Origin of the sequence: Clostridium sp. TF11-13AC (assembly GCF_003481065.1) — a bacterium.
Taxonomy (GTDB): domain Bacteria; phylum Bacillota; class Clostridia; order Lachnospirales; family Lachnospiraceae; genus Otoolea; species Otoolea fessa.
Map to the genome: position 1 here is coordinate 572,768 of NZ_QUKJ01000001.1, position 19,307 is coordinate 592,074.

The window sequence follows — 19,307 nt, forward strand, 5'->3', positions numbered from 1 at the left end:
AATGAAAGAGTGAATATCTATTTTAGGTCTGGTAAATCTGATTTCATGATTCAAATCTATTTATTTTAATTTCGTAACTGTTCAGTACCTTCACAGTCACTTAATTTCAAATCAAATTCAAGTAGAATTTCTTTTATCTCAGTTAAGAAGACTCCCATCTCTTTTGGATGATATCAATTTCAGAGAAGATAAGTTTGTTTTAATAAATGTTTAATTCTAAAAATTCAAAATATCGTTAAAAGTATTCAAATTTTAAATCTGTATGATATGAAAAATGCAAGGCAAGGTAAAAAAATCAGTAATAGGGGGAAATATATGTTCAGTAAAATAAACAGTTTCAGCACCCGTGGCATCGATGGCTACCGGATCACGGTGGAAGTTGATGTGAGCAACGGATTGCCGAGTTTTGTCATGGTGGGCTACCTGGCGGAGGAGGTGCGGGAGGCGCAGGAGCGCGTTCGGACCGCACTTCGGAATGCGGGGTTTTGCCTGCCGCCGAAGCGGATCACGGTCAATTTATCGCCAGCCGGGGTGCGGAAAGAGGGAACGGGGTGTGATCTGGCGATCGCGGCAGGAATTTTGAGGTGCTTGTGGGAACAGGGTGAAAAGGCAAAAATAAGAAAGACGGATGAAACCTGCCCGGAAATGGATGGGATGGAAGATGAGGAGAATAATTCTGCACCGGATTGGGACCAATGGGCGTTTATCGGTGAACTGGGTTTGGACGGCAGCATCAAGCCGTTGACCGGTGTTCTTTCGATGGTCTATGAAGCGCGCCGCTGCGGAATGAAACGGGTTTTTCTATCCGAAGAGAATGTACAGGAGGGACGGGCTGTGGATGGAATCGAGATCGTCGGAGTCCGGGATGTGAAAGCGCTGACGGCTTGCCTGCAGCATCCGGAACAGATTCACGGACAATGGTTCACACCAGATCTGTTTCAGGCGGGACAGGAAGAATTTGACGTCGATTTTGATGAGATCGTCGGACTTCCGCTGGTGCGGCAGGCAACCGAGGCGGCAGCAGCGGGGCGTCACAACATTCTCTATATCGGACCGGCTGGAACGGGAAAAACGATGGCAGCTCGGCGTATTCCGACAATTTTGCCGCCGCTTACGCTGGAGGAAAGCATTGAAGTTTCGAAGATATACAGTATCTGCGGTCTCCTGAAGCCAGACACACCGCTGGTTTTGCAGCGTCCGTTCCGCAGCCCGCATCACAGCACGACCGCCCAGGCGATGGCGGGCGGAGGACGAAATCCGAAGCCCGGGGAGATCTCACTCGCTAGTTATGGAACCCTCTTTTTAGATGAGTTAACGGAGTTTCAGCCGAAAATTTTGGATCTGCTGCGTCAGCCGATGGAGGAAGGAAGCATCACGGTTTCCCGTCTCAACCAGACGGTTGTATTTCCGGCAAAAACGATGATTGCGGCGGCGATGAATCCCTGCAAATGCGGTTTTTTCCCAGATTTGGGAAAATGCCGTTGTACTCCAACCCAGATTCGCCGGTATTTGAACCGCGTTTCGGGACCATTTTTAGATCGGATCGATATTGGGGTGGAAGTACCGCGGCAGGATTTGGGGATGATGGCTGCAGAGAAGAGTATAGATGAGGGGAGTTTTCCACAGACAGAGCAGAGGAATTCCTCCGCTGTCATGCGCGCCCGCGTCATGGAGGCGCGCGCTCGACAGGAAAAGAGGTTTGCAGACGAATCTATCTCCTACAACAGCCAGATGACCCGCCGCCAGATCGAAGAGTATTGTCGTCTATCCGGGGAAGATGCGGTATTTCTGGAAAAGGTCGAACGGCAGCAGGGAATCAGTGCCAGGGGACACGGAAAGATTTTAAAAGTAGCGCGCACACTTGCCGATCTGGATGGACAGGCGGAGATCGGGCGGACGCAGTTGGCGGAGGCGATTGGATTCCGGAGTTTTGAAAAAAAATATTGGGGGAGCCTCTGAAAAGAAGCATGTCTAAAAGATTGAAAGAATAAAAAGTTTAACAAGGGTTGTAATTGTTATATCAGATGTGAGATGACTCCCACCTCTTCAGGTGGCGAGAAGCAAATTAGTATCAGTGGTGGGAGCCAATCCCCCATCTGATATAGCCTCCGGCAGGATTGCTTAAGATGCGCAAAAGAAGTATGTCATGCTTTGCATGACGCGCATCTCGCAGCAAGAATGCCGAGGCATTCTTGAAGGTAAAAGGCAGCCGATCTGACATATATAGGGGGAAAGATATGGAAATAGGAAAAGAAGAGAGCAATGTACAGAATGCTCAGCTTTCTATGCGGGAACCATATGGAAAAACACAGGAACCGCCGCATAAAAATGTGCCTCTGACAGAAAATATGCAGTATTCCGACCGTGAGCGCATCCATGCCTACTGGCTATCGCGAGTGGATGGAATCGGCGCGGTGACGGCGGCTAAATTATATGAATCGTGCGGCAGTTTTGAGGGAATCTATGAGCGGGTTTTATATAATAGGAAGAAACTGGATCCGTTTATATGTTCCTTTCTCGGAAAAGCTGTGAAAAAGGGGCTGGAGGAAGCGGTTCTGCTCTTCAAACAGCGCGTGGAAGAATACGATAGGCTGGAGGAACAGGGGGTACGTTTCATTCTGTGCGGTGAGGCGGCATATCCGAAGCGCCTGATGCATATCTATGATAAACCGATGTGGCTGTTTGTGCGTGGAATGCTTCCAGAAGATGCGAAACCATCCGCGGCAGTCATCGGGGCGCGCAGCTGTACGCCGTATGGACGACAGGAGGCAGAGTATTTCGGTCGGATTCTGGCAGAAAATGGCGTGCAGGTAGTGAGCGGCATGGCGCTGGGGATCGATCAGGCGGGGCATAAGGGCGCGATGGATGGCGGTGGACTGACGTATGCCGTGATGGGCTGTGGGATTGACACCTGTTATCCGCCATCCGGCATCCGGCTGCATGCGCGCATCCGTGAACAAGGCGGCATATTGTCAGAATATGGACCGGGTGTACCGCCGACGGCATCCCATTTTCCAATCCGGAACCGGATCATCAGCGGACTTTCCGACCTGGTGCTGGTCGTGGAAGCACGAAAAAGAAGCGGCTCCCTGATTACAGCGGATCTGGCGCTGGAGCAGGGAAAAGAGGTATTTGCGCTGCCGGGACGGCGCATCGATCCGCTCAGTGAGGGCTGCAACCGGCTGATTGCACAGGGAGCGGGGATCGTGACGAAACCGGAGGATGTGTTGGATTTATTCCATATAAAATGTAAAAATTCTTGTAAAAAAACAATAAAATCAGTAAATGCACTTGCCAAGTCGGAAAAAATGGTGTATAGTTGCCTAGATTCACAACCGAAACATCTGGAAGCGGTCATGAAAAGCTGTGGGGTGACAGCAGGGGAATGCATGACTGCGCTTTTGAATCTGGAAATGCAGGGATTGATCCTGCAGCCAATGAATCAATATTACGTTAGGAAGATTGTATAGAGGTCTGTTATGGCAAAAAATCTGGTTATTGTAGAGTCTCCGGCGAAAGTCAAGACAATTAAAAAATTTTTGGGTTCCAACTATGAGGTGGACGCCTCCGGCGGTCATGTGCGCGACCTCCCTAAGAGTACGCTGGGAGTGGACGTAGAGCATGGATATGAGCCGAAGTATATCACCATCCGGGGAAAGGGCGATGTGTTGGCGCGTCTGCGGAAAGAGGTTAAAAAAGCAGATAAGATTTATCTTGCAACTGACCCGGACCGCGAGGGAGAGGCGATCTCCTGGCACCTGATGAAAGCATTAAAGCTGGATGAACAGAAAGATAAAAAGGTTTACCGTATCAGTTTCAATGAGATTACAAAAAACGCCGTCAAGGCATCTTTAAAAGAGCCGCGTGCCATCGATGAAAATCTGGTGGATGCACAGCAGGCGAGACGTATGCTCGACCGTATGGTGGGTTACCTCATCAGCCCGCTTCTCTGGGCGAAGGTCAAGAGAGGACTCAGCGCCGGTCGTGTGCAGTCGGTCGCGCTGCGTATGATCTGCGACCGTGAGGAAGAGATCAATGCGTTTATACCGGAAGAATACTGGACGCTGGATGCACAGCTCCACGTACATGGCTCCAGAAAGAAGCTGACCGCCCATTATTACGGCGATAAGGACGGCAGGAAGGCAATTCACAGCAAAGAGGAAGTGGAGGCGCTTATGAAGCGTCTGGAGGGCTGTGAGTACGAAGTGCGAGATGTGAAGCTGGGCGAGCGCGTGAAGAAGGCGCCGATCCCGTTTACGACCAGTACGCTGCAGCAGGAGGCATCCAAGACGCTGAATTTCTCAACGCAGAAGACGATGCGCCTTGCCCAGCAGCTCTATGAGGGCGTGGATATCAAGGGACGCGGCACAATCGGTCTGATTACCTACCTGCGTACCGATTCCACCCGCATCGCGGCAGAGGCAGATGCGGCGGCGAGAAGTTATATCGGCGACCAGTTTGGGGCAAGTTACGTGTCCGAGGCGCCGGCGGCGGCAAAATCAGATGCCAAGATCCAGGACGCACACGAGGCGATCCGTCCGACCGACATTACACTGACGCCGGTACAGGTAAAAGAACAGCTTTCCAGAGACCAGTTCCGTCTGTACCAGCTTATCTGGAAGCGCTTCACGGCGAGCCGGATGCGCCCGGCGGTTTACGAGACAACCTCCGTCAAGGTAGCAGCCGGAGAGGAGCTTTTCACCCTGTCGGCGTCCAAAATCAAATTTGACGGCTTCATGTCCGTCTATTCACAGGACGAGGATAAAGAGACCGACGGCGTTCTGAATGAGTCGCTGGAAGCAGGCATGAAGCTGGATTTAAACCAGTTAGAACCGGCACAGCATTTTACACAGCCACCGGCACATTATACAGAGGCGTCGCTCGTCAAGGCGCTGGAAGAGCAGGGCATCGGACGGCCAAGTACCTATGCACCGACCATCACGACAATCATCGCGCGCCGCTATGTAGCGAAGGAAAATAAGAACCTCTATGTGACGGAGCTTGGCGAGGTAGTCAACCGGATGATGAAGAAGGCGTTCCCATCCATCGTTGATTTGCAGTTTACGGCAAATATGGAGTACCTGCTCGACAGCATCGGGGACGGCACGATCGGCTGGAAGACCGTTATCGAAAACTTTTATCCGGATCTTGACAAGGCGGTTAAAGAAGCGGAGAAGACGCTTGAGAGCGTCAAGATTGCTGACGAGGTGACGGATGTGATCTGTGACCAGTGCGGGCGCAACATGGTAATTAAGTATGGTCCGCACGGCAAATTCCTTGCCTGCCCTGGATTCCCAGACTGTAAAAACACGAAGCCGTACCTGGAAAAGATCGGCGTGAAGTGCCCGAAATGCGGTGGTGAGATTGTCATCCGTAAATCGAAAAAGGGCAGAAGATATTACGGCTGCGAAAATAACCCGGACTGCGATTTTATGACCTGGCAGAAACCGTCAAAAGAAATGTGTCCGAAATGTGGACATATTATGCTCGAAAAGGGAAATAAGCTTCTTTGTTCTAACGAAGCCTGCGGTTTTGTAAAAAACTCATAAAAACTCTTGAAATAGATATTAATTATTAAAAAAAATGAAAAATACAGAAAAACTCTTGCCATTATACGAAAATCGTGTTACAATTCTTACAGGTTAGGATCGAATTCTAATTTACGATAAAGGCAAAGGAGGTAACTGGTAAAATGAGCGTTCAATTACTGGACAAAACTAGAAAAATTAATAAGTTATTGCACAACAACCATTCTCATAAGGTTGTGTTCAATGACATTTGTGAAGTCCTCAGTGACATACTGGAATCCAATATTCTCGTAATCAGCAAGAAAGGTAAAGTACTCGGAGTTGCGATTCATGAGGGTGTGGATGAGATCGAAGAGTTGATCAAGGATCAGGTCGGCGGTTTTGTTGACCGTATGTTGAATGAACGCCTTTTAAGCGTTTTGTCAACGAAGGAAAATGTCAACCTTGCCACATTGGGATTCGCCGAGGAGAACGTGAAGAAGTATCAGGCGATCATCACGCCTATTGATATATCCGGTGAGAGACTGGGTACTCTGTTCATCTACAAATCAGATGCACAGTACGACATCGACGATATCATCCTGAGTGAGTACGGAACCACTGTTGTCGGACTTGAGATGATGCGTTCTGTCAACGAGGAGAATGCAGAGGAGACAAGAAAGATCCAGATCGTTAAATCAGCGATCAGCACCCTGTCCTTCTCCGAACTGGAAGCAATTACCCACATCTTCGATGAGCTGGAAGGCAACGAGGGCATTCTGGTAGCCAGCAAGATTGCAGACAGAGTCGGCATTACCCGTTCCGTTATCGTCAATGCACTCCGCAAGTTTGAGAGTGCAGGCGTTATTGAGTCCCGTTCGTCCGGTATGAAGGGAACCTACATTAAGGTTCTGAATGATGTTGTATTTGACGAGTTGAAAGCGTTAAAAGCGCAGAATAACCGTCCGTCATCCAATGTATAAAAACATATAAGACATTTTAAACAAAAACAAAAGTTTTGACAAAACGTGAAAAAGTGTGAGGGATAAAAAAGGACTCGGTGAGAGCCCTTTTTTATGTAATAGGAAATTCCTTGGAATTCCCTATTACACAAAAAGGCACTAACGTGCCAATGATGCGCACTCGCGCGAAGCAGAAACATGTCGCAAGCGACCGCGCTCGGCGCGAGAATGTGCCAAGGCACATTCTTTTTTATTTGCACAATATTTATTCTAATGCATCCTTAATCTCCCCATCCGGCACATCCATCGGATAGTTTCCGGTGAAGCATGCCGTACAGAGCGGCAGTCCGCCTGCCATCTCCTCGAGATCTTCAACCGGCATATATCCAAGCGAATCCGCACCGATCTCCCGGCAGATTTCTTCGACGGAATGGCTGCTGGCGATGAGCTGTTTATTGGATGGGACATCGGTACCGAAATAGCAGGGGAAGAGGAATGGCGGAGAGCTGACGCGCACATGGACTTCCTTCGCCCCGGCTTTTTTGAGCATGCGGATCAGGTTTTTCATCGTCGTACCGCGCACGATAGAGTCATCGACGAGGACAATGCGTTTTCCCCTGACAGCCGGTTCCAGAATATTAAGCTTGATACGGACGCTGTTTTCGCGCTCTTCCTGGGTCGGTTTGATGAAGGTTCTGCCGACATAGCTATTTTTATGGAAAATAATCTCATATGGAATGCCGGATGTCTTCGCATATCCCATCGCGGCAGTCAGACCGGAATCCGGTACACCGGCGACGAGGTCGGCATCGGCAGGGAAGGAACGTGCGAGAGCAGCGCCGCCGCGCAGCCTTGCCTCATAGACGCTCACATCATCGATGTGGCTGTCGAGGCGGGCAAAATAGATGTATTCGAAAACGCAGTGCGCCCGTTTTTCCTGCTGCAGGCTTTTATCAGAAAAAACGCCGTCGCGGGTGATGGTCACGATCTCACCCGGTTCGATATCACGGATAAATTCGCCGCCGACCGAGGTGATGGCACAGCTTTCCGATGCCATGATCCAGACATTTCCCTTTTTGCCGAGGCAGAGAGGACGCAGACCAAATGGGTCACGAACACCGATCAGCTTGCGCGGGCTGGAGATAATCAGGGCATAAGCGCCACGTGTTTTTGCCGCGGTCCGTTTGATTGCCTCTTCAGCGGTCGGGGCAGCCAGACGTTCTCTGGCGATGTGGAACGCGATTACCTCTGAATCCATCGTCGTCTGGAAGATTGCGCCGGTTTCTTCAAGCTGGCGGCGCATCTCAAACGCATTTACCAGGTTTCCGTTGTGCGCCAGACAGAGTGTTCCCTTAAAATACTTAAGTACCAGTGGCTGTGTGTTTTCGATGGTAGAAGAACCAGTTGTGGAGTAGCGGACATGACCAACTCCCAGATTGCCGCCGAGGCGTTTTAACGTCTCCTCATGAAATACCTCATTGACAAGTCCCAGCCCTTTGTAGCAGTTGACAACGCCCTTTGGACCGTTCGTGTCACAGACTGCGATGCCGCATGACTCCTGACCGCGGTGCTGGAGTGCGCTGAGTCCGTAGTACATATCTCTGGCAACATCGCCGCCCTCCAGGTCAAACATTCCAAATACGCCGCATTCCTCACGAAGTCCGGTTTCGTATGTGAGTGACTCCCTCATGATATAAACCTCCTTTGTATTCAAGATACCTGAATGATAAGAAAATAACAGGGATAAGAACCCAAAATTGACTGCAAAATATCAGTATAAAAGACAATATACCAATATTTTGCAGCCAAATCATAACACATTTTTCTCGATTTTTCAATCAAGCCATATTATTGACATGTCAGATTATACGGAGAACAGCAGTTCATCGTAAGTCGGATACGGCAGGAAGGAATCCGGAATCAGGGCTTCTGCAGTATCGACGCTGCTTCTCAAGTCATCCATCTTGGCAAGAATCGTATAGTGGAAATATGTAACCTTCTCGATATTATCTTCCATGGATTCTGCCGCTTTTTCAGCCTCTGCCAGTGCTTCGGTTTTCTCGGAAATCTCGGTGTAGAGACCGGACAGCTTCTCAAGCAGTTTGCTTTCGGCGCTGATCGGTGCGTCCGGCAGGATTGCCTTTGTCTTTGCGGCGGTTTCAGCCAGCTCCTTGCAGTAGGAGAGGACGGACGGCAGGAAGATCTTCTTCATCATCGAAAGCATCGTCTTTGCCTCGATGTTGATGGTCTTGATGTAGTTCTCTTCCTTGATTTCGTAGCGGGAGAAGAGTTCCTCCTTGGTGTAGATGCCGTGTTTCAGGAACAGTTCTACGTTTTTCTCAGCAATCAGGCGCGGAAATGCCTCTGCGCAGCTCGGCAGGTCGAAGAGTCCGCGTTTGTGAGCTTCTTCTACCCATTCGCTGGTGTAACCGTTGCCGTTGAATACGATGTGGCGGTGATCACGCAGCACTTCCTTTAAGAGCAGATGGATTTCTGCTTCCAGTGCTTTGCCTGAAAGACCTTCCAGACGGTCTGCAAATTCGCCTAAAACTTCAGCTACGGCTGTATTGATGACAATGTTCGGTTCCGATACAGAGAGAGCGGAACCTGGCATACGGAACTCGAATTTATTGCCGGTAAAGGCAAACGGAGAAGTACGGTTGCGATCGGTTGTATCTTTGATAAAGTGCGGCAGAACCTTTGCGCCCGGCTTCATGGTCTGGACTTCTTTTGCCTCAGACTCGAGATCTTTTTCCACAATATCGAGAACTGCTTCCAGATCATCTCCGATAAACATAGACACGATAGCTGGCGGTGCCTCGTTGCCGCCCAGACGGTGGTCATTTCCAGCAGTTGCAACTGATACGCGGAGCAGATCGCCGTAGACATCGACTGCCTTGATCGTTGCGAACAGGAAGAGAAGGAACTGTAAGTTCTTTGCCGGATCGCGATCCGGATCAAGAAGGTTTTCGCCGGTGTTGGTCGATAAAGACCAGTTGTTGTGTTTGCCGCTTCCGTTGATGCCCTCAAATGGTTTCTCATGGAGCAGGCACACAAGGCCATGTTTTTCTGCCACACGTTTCATGATTTCCATGGTGAGCTGGTTGTTGTCAACTGCCACATTGGTAGTCGTGTAGATGGTGGCAAGTTCATGCTGCGCCGGAGCTACCTCGTTGTGTTTGGTTTTTGCCGGAATACCGAGCTTCCAGAGCTCTTCATCCAGTTCTTTCATGAAAGCGGAAACTCTCGGACGGAGAGCGCCAAAATAGTGGTCATCCATTTCCTGACCCTTCGGAGCCGGTGCGCCAAACAGAGTTCTTCCGCAGAATTTCAAATCGCTTCTCTTATTAAACAGCTCTTTATCAACCAGGAAATACTCCTGTTCCGGACCAACGGTGGAGACAACGCGGGTCACATCTTCATTTCCGAAGAGCTTCAGGACACGCAGCGCCTCGCGGTTGATGGTTTCCATCGAACGCAAAAGAGGTGTTTTGGTATCAAGTGCCTCGCCGCTGTAGGAACAGAATGCGGTCGGAATGCAGAGTGTATCATCTTTAATAAATGCCGGGGATGTTGGATCCCAGGCTGTATAACCTCTTGCCTCAAAGGTGGCACGAAGTCCGCCGGATGGGAAACTGGATGCATCCGGTTCACCCTTTACAAGCTCTTTGCCGGAGAAATCCATGATGACTTCGCCATTACCAACCGGGTTGATGAAGCTGTCGTGCTTCTCGGCGGTGATGCCGGTCATCGGCTGGAACCAGTGTGTGAAGTGAGTTGCGCCATTTTCAACTGCCCATTCCTTCATTGCAACTGCGACTGCATTTGCAATGTCGAGATCCAGATGGCTGCCATTTTCAATCGTTTTGCGGAGTGCCTTATAAACATCTCGCGGCAATTTGCTTTTCATGACTTTGTCGTTGAATACAAGACTTCCATACAGTTCAGGGATGTTTTTTTTCATAACTCATGTCTCCTTTCAGGTTTTATGTCTGCGATTTTGTGATGATTAAATCCACGTAAGATGAATGTGCTCTGACACATTTTACATAAAGAAAAGGGCACCTCGATCATCTCGAAGCGCCCTTGCTTTTATGTGTAGTAGTATACACGAAAAATTCTGAATGTCAATACAATTTGCACACGAATTTTGAAAAAATGTTTCAAGGGAGAATATTGTACAAGATTTCTTCTATTCAAGTCGAACATCTGTGAGACTTGGCGCGTGATACTGGTCAGCGAAGCTGACATATTCCATACAGAATTACTGCGTGAAAAAAAATTAAAAAACCTCTTTACAAACTCAGAAAAATAGTTTATAGTTTGAACATAAAAATTGAATCCAACGGGGTGGGCAAGGATGCCATGATAATCATGGTATTCGTGCCCACTTTTTTAAAAGGCAAAGATGGAGACTCTGTTTCGAAGAATCCGACAGAAAGACGCGGTCACCGGCTGAGAGCCGTGTCAGGAGGGAGCGGGACAATAGGGAACACTCCGGAGCCGGATGACTGAGAGCGACACTGGACACCCCGCCAGCCGCCGCAGGTAGGTCATCACGTGACTGCGCGTTAAGCAGCGAAAGAGTAAAAAGAAAAACAATCGTTTCTTTTTAAATGCGGGTGGTACCGCGGGAATATCCCGTCCCGGAATGATGTGAGTGAACGTCATTCCGGGACTTTTTGTGTAATAGGAAATTCCTTGGAATCCCCTATTACACAAAAAGGCACTAACGTGCCAATGATGCGCACTCGCGCGAAGATGTAGTTTGTCGCAAGCGACTGCGCTCGGCGCGAGAATGTGCCAAGGCACATTCTTTTTCATTATTCCCGTCCCGGACATATCAAAAAGCAGAGAAAGAGAGGAAACAGCGATGGAATTTATGACAGGTAAAAAGGAAAAAGAAGTGCTGGATCTGGCAGCCGTGTTTGCAGACGGTATGGAAGGACGGGAAGTAAAGGTAAACGGCGCGATCATGAGTGTCCGCAACATGGGAGATATCGCATTTGTGATTCTCCGGAAACGTGACGGCGTGTTGCAGACTGTCTATGAAAAAGGTGTGACCGACGCGGATTTTGCTGAATTAAGAGAAGAAACATTCGTAGAAGTTTCCGGTGTCCTCCGAAAAGAAGAGCGGGCGCCGAGAGGCATGGAACTTCGTTTAAAGAGTGTTCGGATCCTCTCGAAACCGGAAGAACCGATGCCGATTGCCGTATCAAAATGGAAAATGAGCGCATCCCTGGAAGCCAAACTGGATATGCGTTCTCTGACACTCCGCAACCTGCGGGAGCGCGCACGTTTCAGAATTCAGGAAGGAATCGCACGGGCATTCCGGGAGTACCTGCATGGAGAAGGATTTACGGAAATTCATTCCCCGAAGATCGGAGCAAAAGGAGCCGAGGGCGGAGCAAACGTCTTTAAACTCGATTATTTTCACCGCCCGGCGGTGTTAGCGCAGAGTCCGCAGTTTTACAAACAGATGATGGTCGGCGTGTTTGACCGTGTGATGGAGGTTGGTCCGGTGTTCCGTGCGGAGAAGCATAACACGAAACGTCATTTAAACGAATATACCGGACTGGATTTTGAGATGGGATATATCGATGATTTTACCGATATCATGGCGATGGAAACCGGATTTCTTCAGCATATGGTGGAAATTTTAAAGAAGGAATATTCCACGGAGCTGGAAATCCTTAAAGTCAAACTTCCGGAAGTAGAGAAGATTCCGGCAGTGACCTTTACCGAGGCGAAACGCCTTGCCTCCGAAAAATATGGAACCCAGATCAAAAACCCATACGATCTGGAGCCGGAGGAAGAACACCTGATTGGACGCTACTTTAAAGAAGAGTACGGTGCCGATTTCGTGTTTGTCACCCATTATCCATCCAAGAAGCGTCCATTCTACGCGATGGATGACCCGACAGATCCGAAAGTAACACTCAGCTTTGACCTTTTATTCCGTGGACTGGAAGTCACAACCGGCGGACAGCGTATCCACAGCTACACCGAGTTGATGGAGAAGATTGAAAAACGCGGTATGGATACCGAGGGAATGGAACAGTATTTAAGCACCTTCAAACACGGTATGCCGCCTCACGGCGGACTCGGTATCGGTCTGGAACGTATGACGATGCAGCTGCTTGAAGAGGAGAATGTCCGTGAGGTTTCGCTCTTCCCGAGAGATATGAGCCGTCTGGTACCGTAACGTGACAGGACGCAATTTCCTATGAAACAAAGAGCTTGTCCATAACACATATTATAATAGGAAGGAACAGAACTTATGGCAGTGAAAATAGACGATGAAATGATTGATTATGTTGGTATTTTAGCAAAGCTTTCCCTTTCCCCAGAGGAAAAAGAGGCAGCGAAAAGCGACATGAGCCGGATGCTTGAGTATATCGATATGCTGAATCAGCTTGATACTTCGGAGGTAGAACCGATGTCGCATGTCTTTGACATTCACAATGTGTTCCGCGAAGATGTCGTGGAAAATGGAGATGAATCAGATGCGATGCTTTCGAATGCACCGGAGCAGAAAGAAAAACAGTACAAGGTGCCGAGGACAGTGGAGTAAAAAGAAGTAGAGATACAGGCAGCAATATGGAGGAAATCAGGATGGGAATTTCAGAATTAACAGCGCTGGAGCTGGGAAAAGAAATTAAAGAAAAACAAATCTCCGTCCGGGAGGCGGTACAGGCATCTCTGGAACGGATTCATAAATATGAAGATACAGTTCATGCTTATGTAACGCTGACCGAGGAGGCAGCACTGGCACAGGCGGATGAGATCCAGAAACAGATTGACGATGGCATCCTGACCGGACCGCTGGCGGGCGTTCCGATGGCGATCAAGGATAATATTTGTACAGAGGGAATTGAGACAATGTGCAGTTCCAAAATTTTAAGGGGATTTGTACCTCCGTACTCAGCGGAGGCAGCGCTGAACCTCAAAAAAGCCGGTGCGATCCTGCTTGGCAAGACAAATATGGATGAATTTGCGATGGGAAGTACGACCGAGACATCCTGGTTTGGACCGACGAAAAACCCGTGGAATACAGAGCATGTACCGGGCGGATCTTCCGGTGGCTCGTGTGCGGCTGTCGCAGCGGGAGAGACCTTTTTTGCTCTTGGTTCAGATACGGGCGGTTCCATCCGCCAGCCAAGTTCCTTCTGCGGCGTGACCGGCATCAAACCGACCTATGGAACGGTTTCCCGGTATGGTCTGATCGCCTATGGTTCCTCGCTGGATCAGATTGGACCGATTGCGAAAGATACCGCAGACTGCGCGGCAATTCTGGAGACGATCGCTTCCTATGATAAAAAGGACAGCACCTCTGTCAAGCGGGAGGCGTACAATTTTACCGCTGCCCTGACCGGAGAGGTAAAAGGGATGAAGATCGGAATCCCGTCCGATTATCTGGGCGAAGGACTCGATGAAGATGTAAAAAAAGCTGTTCTGGCGGCAGCTGATGCGTTAAAAGAACGCGGGGCAGAAGTGGAGTTTTTTGATTTAGGCATGGTTGAGTATGCGATCCCAGCATATTACGTCATTGCATCGGCGGAGGCAAGCTCCAACCTGTCCCGGTTTGACGGTGTGAAGTACGGTTACCGCACACCGGAATATGAAGATTTACATGAAATGTATAAAAAGAGCCGTTCCGAGGGCTTTGGACCAGAGGTAAAACGCCGTATCATGCTCGGTTCGTTCGTTTTGAGTTCCGGCTACTACGATGCATATTATCTGAAAGCACTCCGCACAAAAGCATTGATTAAACAGGCATTTGACAAGGCGTTTGAGAAATACGATGTCATTCTGGGACCGGCAGCGCCGTCCACGGCACCGCTGCTGGGCGACAGCCTTTCCGATCCGATGAAGATGTATCTGGGCGATATTTATACTGTTTCGGTCAACCTGGCAGGTCTTCCGGGCATTTCAGTTCCGTGCGGGCTGGATTCGAAGGGACTTCCGATCGGGCTTCAGATGATCGCAGACTGCTTCCAGGAAAAAAAGCTATTTGGCGCGGCATCTGCATACGAAAAGGCGAGAGGTGCATGGAAGCTTCCGGTTATGACAGACAAGGAGGGCAGATAAGATGAAGAAAGAATATGAGACAGTCATCGGCTTGGAGGTACACGTAGAGCTGGCGACGAAAACCAAGATTTTCTGCGGCTGCTCCACCGAATTTGGAGCAAAACCAAATACTCATACCTGCCCGGTTTGTACCGGTATGCCGGGTTCTCTGCCGGTTTTAAATAAGAAGGTCGTTGAATATGCGATGTCTGTCGGTCTGGCGGCAAACTGTGGTATCAACCAGTTCTGTAAATTTGACCGGAAAAACTATTTTTACCCGGACAACCCGCAGAACTACCAGATTTCCCAGCTGTATCTCCCGATCTGCCACGACGGTTATATCCCGATCGATACGCCTGCCGGTGAAAAGAAAATTCGTATTCATGAAATTCACATGGAGGAAGATGCCGGAAAGCTGATCCACGACGAGTGGGAAGACTGCTCGCTGGTTGATTACAACCGAAGCGGCGTGCCGTTGATCGAGATCGTTTCTGAGCCGGATATGCGGAGTGCTGATGAGGTTATTGCCTACCTCGAACGCCTGCGCCTGCTGGTACAGTATCTGGGCGCATCCGATTGTAAGTTACAGGAAGGTTCGATGCGTGCCGATGTCAACTTATCGGTCCGTGAGGTGGGAAGTGAGACATTTGGTACGAGAACCGAGATGAAGAACTTGAACTCTTTCAAAGCGATTGCCCGTGCGATCGACGGCGAGCGCGCCCGCCAGATTGAGCTGCTGGAAGAGGGCAGGAAGGTCATCCAGGAGACGAGACGCTGGGATGACAACAAGGAATACTCCTATGCGATGCGTTCCAAAGAGGATGCGAAAGATTACCGTTATTTCCCGGATCCGGATCTTCCGCCGGTCTGCATCAACGATGAGTGGCTGGAATCTGTCCGCGCCGCCCTGCCGGAATTGCAGCCAGAAAAAATGGCACGTTACCAGAGCGAATATGGTCTGTCTGAATATGACAGCCGCATCCTGACTGAGTCTAAGAAAATGGCGGATATGTTTGAAAAGACCACCACCCTCTGCCAGAAACCGAAGAAGGTGGCAAACTGGCTGATCGGCAAGGCAAGCCGCCTGCTCAAGGAAAAAGGAGAGGACGCTGAAAGCCTGTGGTTTTCCCCGATACATCTGGCACAGCTCATCGATCTGGTCGATGCCGGAACGATCAATAACAACACGGCCAAAGAAGTATTTACAGCTATTTTTGAGCAAGATGTCGATCCGTCCGCCTATGTCGATGCACACGGACTTGGCATGGTCAATGACGACAGTGCTCTGGAACAGGCAGTTTCCGATGTGCTCGCCGCAAACCCGAAGACGGTGGAAGAGTACAAGAGCGGAAAGACAAAGGTACTTGGTTTCCTGGTCGGTCAGGTGATGAAAGCGATGAAGGGCAAGGCAAATCCGGGTAAAGTGAATGAAATGATGACGGAGAAGCTGAACGCGTAAAAACGCCTTTTTATAAATGAAAATTATAATTAGCTTTTAAAGAAAACTAAAAAGAAACTGTCTACAGATGCTGGCTTTCTGGATGATTCGTGATTTGTAATCGGAATTACCAGAAATACCATCTGTAACAGTTTCTTTTTTATAATCGTGTTATAAATGATGCGATGTGATTACTCTACAATATCCAGCTCCTTGCTGAAGGAGTTCAGAATCTCGCATCCATCCTCAGTAATCAGCACCAGATCCTCGATTCTCACGCCAACTTCGCCTTCTACATAAATACCTGGTTCGATGGAGAAGATATTGCCAACCTCAGCGACCTTGGTGTTCGCAGAAGAAACATCGCCGTACTCATGTACTTCCAGACCGATGAAATGTCCCAGCCGATGGGTAAAGTTCGGACCATATCCGGCATCCTCGATGATCTGGCGGGCAGCTTTATCGACTTCGCAGAGCGGAACGCCCGGTTTCAGAATTGCTTCTGCGGCAGTATTTGCGCGGCGGACGGTCTCATAAATAGCGCGGTGCTTCTCAGACGGTACTTTTTTATAGAAGAAAGTACGTGTCATATCGGCACAATAGCCATCCTTCCTGCATCCAACATCAAACAGGACGGTGTCGCCCTCTTTCAGAACCGTGTTGTCCGGACCGTGGTGTCCAAGCGCGCAGTTTGCACCGAAGCCAACCAGTGGTTCAAAGGAATATCCGTCTGCACCGAGACTCTTATAAATATCTAACATCTTGGAAGCGATCTCTTCCTCAGTCACGCCCTCATGGATCAGACCTCGGAACTGTGCCATCGCCTTATCATTGATTGCGGAAACCGCACGCATTTTTTCACGTTCTTCGTCATCCTTGCACGCACGGACCTCATCGATGCAGATGGAGCTGACCTTGTAGGAGGAAGCGCCCGAATGATCGATGACCGGAATCAGGAAACGGGCAGCAAATGTTTTATCAATACCGAGCGGTTTGCCTGCCTCAACACAGTCGCACAGAGGAGTCAGGTAATCGTCTGTATCCGAGAAGCGGAATTTCTCTACGCCCAGATCTTCCGGAACGGTAAAGAGGTTATTGATAAAGATCTTATTTTTGCCGGACTGGTTAATGTAAAGCGCCAGCAGACGTTCACCCGGATCAATAAAACGACCCGTCAGATAATAGATCGCATATGGATCGGAAATAATCATCTGCTCGAGTCCCTCTGTTTCCATTTTCTTCAAAACGTTCTCAAGTCGCTGTGTGTTCATCATGATGTCCTCCTTATAAGTAAAGTGGCTGTAACTGTGAAGATGCCAGACAGTTTACGCCGTAAATTATCTACCCTTATTATAAAACGCGCCGGGAAAAAGTCAACGATTAAAAGAACGCTTGAAAAGCGCATGGAAAGGGGGTAGAATAGTATCAACTGACCAGCCTTCGAAACATGAAAGGACTTTTATTTTTAAGATACGAAAGGATGAAAAACATGGCGAAATCCTATGAAATGGATATGTGCAATGGTCCGATTCTCGGAAAGGTACTTACATACTCCATTCCGCTGATGCTTTCCGGTGTGCTTCAGCTTCTTTTCAATGCGGCAGATGTGATCGTGGTGGGGCGTTTTGCAGGCAGCCAGTCTCTGGCTGCAGTCGGCTCGACCAGTTCCCTTATTAATCTTCTCATTAACGTCTTTATCGGTCTATCGATCGGTGCGAACGTCCTGGTGGCACGCTATTATGGCGCGAAGAATGACCGCGACATGAGCGAGACAATCCATACGGCGATCACGGTCAGCCTGATGAGCGGGCTGTTTCTAGTCTTTTTGGGTTTGTTTACCTCACGTTTCTGGCTGGAACTGATGGGGACGCCGGACGATGTCATCGATAAATCGACGATCTACATGCGGATTTATTTTGCCGGTATGCCGGCAACGATGGTGTATAACTTTGGAAGTGCGATCCTGCGCGCGATCGGTGATACGAAACGTCCGCTGTATTTCCTGACCGTGGCAGGAGTTATCAATGCAGCACTGAACATATTCTTTGTTACCCAGCTCCAGATGGACGTAGCGGGTGTCGCGCTGGCAACCGTGATTTCCCAGTGTATTTCCGCATTTCTGGTTATCCGCTGCCTGATGCATTCAGAGGGCGCGATGAAGCTGTCGCTTTCCAGGCTGGGAGTCAACCGGAGAAAACTTCTTTTTATTATAAAGGTAGGTCTTCCGGCTGGTATCCAGGGTGCGATTTTTGCGATCTCCAACGTACTGATTCAGTCGTCCGTCAATTCCTTCGGTTCGATCGCGATGGCAGGCAACACGGCATCGCAGAATATCGAGGGATTTGTGTATACCTCGATGAATGCGCTGTACCAGACCAATTTAAGCTTTACGAGCCAGAATATCGGAGCAGAGAAATACACGCGGATCAAAAAGATTCTTGCCACCTGCCAGGGTGTCGTTGTGACAGTAGGACTGGTGCTTGGATTTGCAGCATACCTCGGCGGTCCGTGGCTGTTGCAGATATATTCAGAAGACGCCGACGTTATTTCCTATGGACTGCTCCGGATGTCGATCATCTGTACGACGTATTTCCTGTGCGGCGTGATGGATACGATGGTCGGAAGCATCCGCGGACTTGGGTATTCGATCCTGCCGACGCTAGTCTCTCTGACCGGCGCCTGCGGACTGCGAGTGATTTGGATCTTTACCATATTTGCAGCGCAGCGGTCGCTGGCGATCCTGTATCTGTCGTACCCAATCTCCTGGGCGGTCACTGCGACGGCACATATGATCTGCTTCTGGCGGGCGGCGAAGAAGATGCCGAAGGAAGATGGCCATCCGGTGCGGGGATAGAATTTGAAAAACATAAACAGAACGTCATTAAAAAATAATTCGATTGATAATCTGATTGGTGTAAAGAAAAAATACTTGACACCAATTAGATTATCGTGTATGATAACACAGGTGATGAGGAATGGAAAAAATTGTTGAACAGGGTCTTTTGTATGATTTCTACGGAGAACTCCTGACAAAGCATCAGCAAAGTGTATATAAGGATGTGGTATTTAACGATCTGTCCCTCAGCGAGATTGCAGACGAACAGGGCATTACCCGTCAGGGTGTGCATGATCTGATCCGGCGCTGTGACCGTACACTTCTTGGTTATGAGGAAAAGCTTGGACTGATTGCCAAATTCCAGAAAACCAAGGAAAAAGTAACTGAGATTCATCGGTTGACGGAAGAATTCAGCCAGACACAGAATCAGGCGCTGATTGAGGCAATCGGGCGAATCTCAAACGAGATATTGGATTTATAATGCAGGAGGTTTT

Annotated in this window: 13 protein-coding genes; 10 read left to right on the top strand and 3 right to left on the bottom strand. The window is 49.1% G+C overall.

Annotated features, from left to right (window positions below):
- Positions 1–315: 315 nt before the first annotated feature.
- The 4 genes from DXD12_RS02435 to codY all read left to right on the top strand — a co-directional run bounded on the left by DXD12_RS02435 (position 316) and on the right by codY (position 6,490).
- Entirely contained in the window at positions 316–1,959 is a 1,644-nt protein-coding gene (locus tag DXD12_RS02435) for a YifB family Mg chelatase-like AAA ATPase (RefSeq protein ID WP_106999930.1), read from the top strand.
- A 278-nt stretch (positions 1,960–2,237) separates the two neighbouring features.
- Positions 2,238–3,470: a DNA-processing protein DprA gene (gene dprA / locus DXD12_RS02445; RefSeq protein ID WP_243105332.1), complete on the top strand. Its 1,233-nt coding sequence runs from the start codon at positions 2,238–2,240 to the stop codon at positions 3,468–3,470.
- A 9-nt stretch (positions 3,471–3,479) separates the two neighbouring features.
- A complete protein-coding gene (topA, locus tag DXD12_RS02450) occupies positions 3,480–5,549 on the top strand; it encodes a type I DNA topoisomerase (protein WP_106999929.1) in 2,070 nt (689 codons plus the stop codon).
- 143 nt (positions 5,550–5,692) lie between these two features.
- Positions 5,693–6,490 (top strand): GTP-sensing pleiotropic transcriptional regulator CodY, encoded by a 798-nt coding sequence (codY, locus tag DXD12_RS02455; protein ID WP_022360247.1) that lies wholly within the window; start codon positions 5,693–5,695, stop codon positions 6,488–6,490.
- A gap of 244 nt (positions 6,491–6,734) precedes the next feature.
- Here codY and purF read toward each other — a convergent pair whose 3' ends face one another.
- Positions 6,735–8,159: an amidophosphoribosyltransferase gene (gene purF, locus DXD12_RS02460; RefSeq protein ID WP_118637250.1), complete on the bottom strand. Its 1,425-nt coding sequence runs from the start codon at positions 8,157–8,159 to the stop codon at positions 6,735–6,737.
- Between the two features lie 174 nt (positions 8,160–8,333).
- A complete protein-coding gene (locus DXD12_RS02465) occupies positions 8,334–10,433 on the bottom strand; it encodes a glutamine synthetase III (RefSeq protein ID WP_118637252.1) in 2,100 nt (699 codons plus the stop codon).
- 909 nt (positions 10,434–11,342) lie between these two features.
- Here DXD12_RS02465 and aspS point away from each other — a divergent pair.
- The 4 genes from aspS (at position 11,343) to gatB (ending at position 15,998) form a co-directional block, all read left to right on the top strand.
- A complete protein-coding gene (gene aspS, locus DXD12_RS02470; RefSeq protein WP_022360244.1) occupies positions 11,343–12,674 on the top strand; it encodes an aspartate--tRNA(Asn) ligase in 1,332 nt (443 codons plus the stop codon).
- Between the two features lie 75 nt (positions 12,675–12,749).
- Positions 12,750–13,043 carry an Asp-tRNA(Asn)/Glu-tRNA(Gln) amidotransferase subunit GatC gene (gene gatC / locus DXD12_RS02475; RefSeq protein WP_106999925.1) on the top strand — a complete coding sequence of 98 codons (294 nt, stop codon included), beginning with the start codon at positions 12,750–12,752 and terminating at the stop codon, positions 13,041–13,043.
- A gap of 41 nt (positions 13,044–13,084) precedes the next feature.
- On the top strand, positions 13,085–14,560 hold the full coding sequence (gene gatA / locus DXD12_RS02480; RefSeq protein ID WP_118637254.1) for an Asp-tRNA(Asn)/Glu-tRNA(Gln) amidotransferase subunit GatA: 1,476 nt from the start codon (positions 13,085–13,087) through the stop codon (positions 14,558–14,560).
- Between the two features lies 1 nt (position 14,561).
- Positions 14,562–15,998 (top strand): Asp-tRNA(Asn)/Glu-tRNA(Gln) amidotransferase subunit GatB, encoded by a 1,437-nt coding sequence (gene gatB, locus DXD12_RS02485; RefSeq protein WP_118637256.1) that lies wholly within the window; start codon positions 14,562–14,564, stop codon positions 15,996–15,998.
- A gap of 170 nt (positions 15,999–16,168) precedes the next feature.
- Here gatB and DXD12_RS02490 read toward each other — a convergent pair whose 3' ends face one another.
- Positions 16,169–17,248, bottom strand: coding sequence for a Xaa-Pro peptidase family protein (locus tag DXD12_RS02490; RefSeq protein WP_118637258.1), 1,080 nt, complete (start codon positions 17,246–17,248; stop codon positions 16,169–16,171).
- Between the two features lie 218 nt (positions 17,249–17,466).
- Here DXD12_RS02490 and DXD12_RS02495 point away from each other — a divergent pair, with 218 nt between their 5' ends.
- Both DXD12_RS02495 and ylxM read left to right on the top strand, forming a co-directional pair.
- The gene (locus DXD12_RS02495) at positions 17,467–18,831 is read left to right on the top strand and encodes an MATE family efflux transporter (RefSeq protein ID WP_118637260.1); all 1,365 of its coding nucleotides are present in this window, start codon (positions 17,467–17,469) and stop codon (positions 18,829–18,831) included.
- Positions 18,832–18,952: 121 nt separating this feature from the next.
- Positions 18,953–19,294: a YlxM family DNA-binding protein gene (gene ylxM / locus DXD12_RS02500; protein WP_106999921.1), complete on the top strand. Its 342-nt coding sequence runs from the start codon at positions 18,953–18,955 to the stop codon at positions 19,292–19,294.
- The last annotated feature ends 13 nt before the right edge of the window (positions 19,295–19,307 follow it).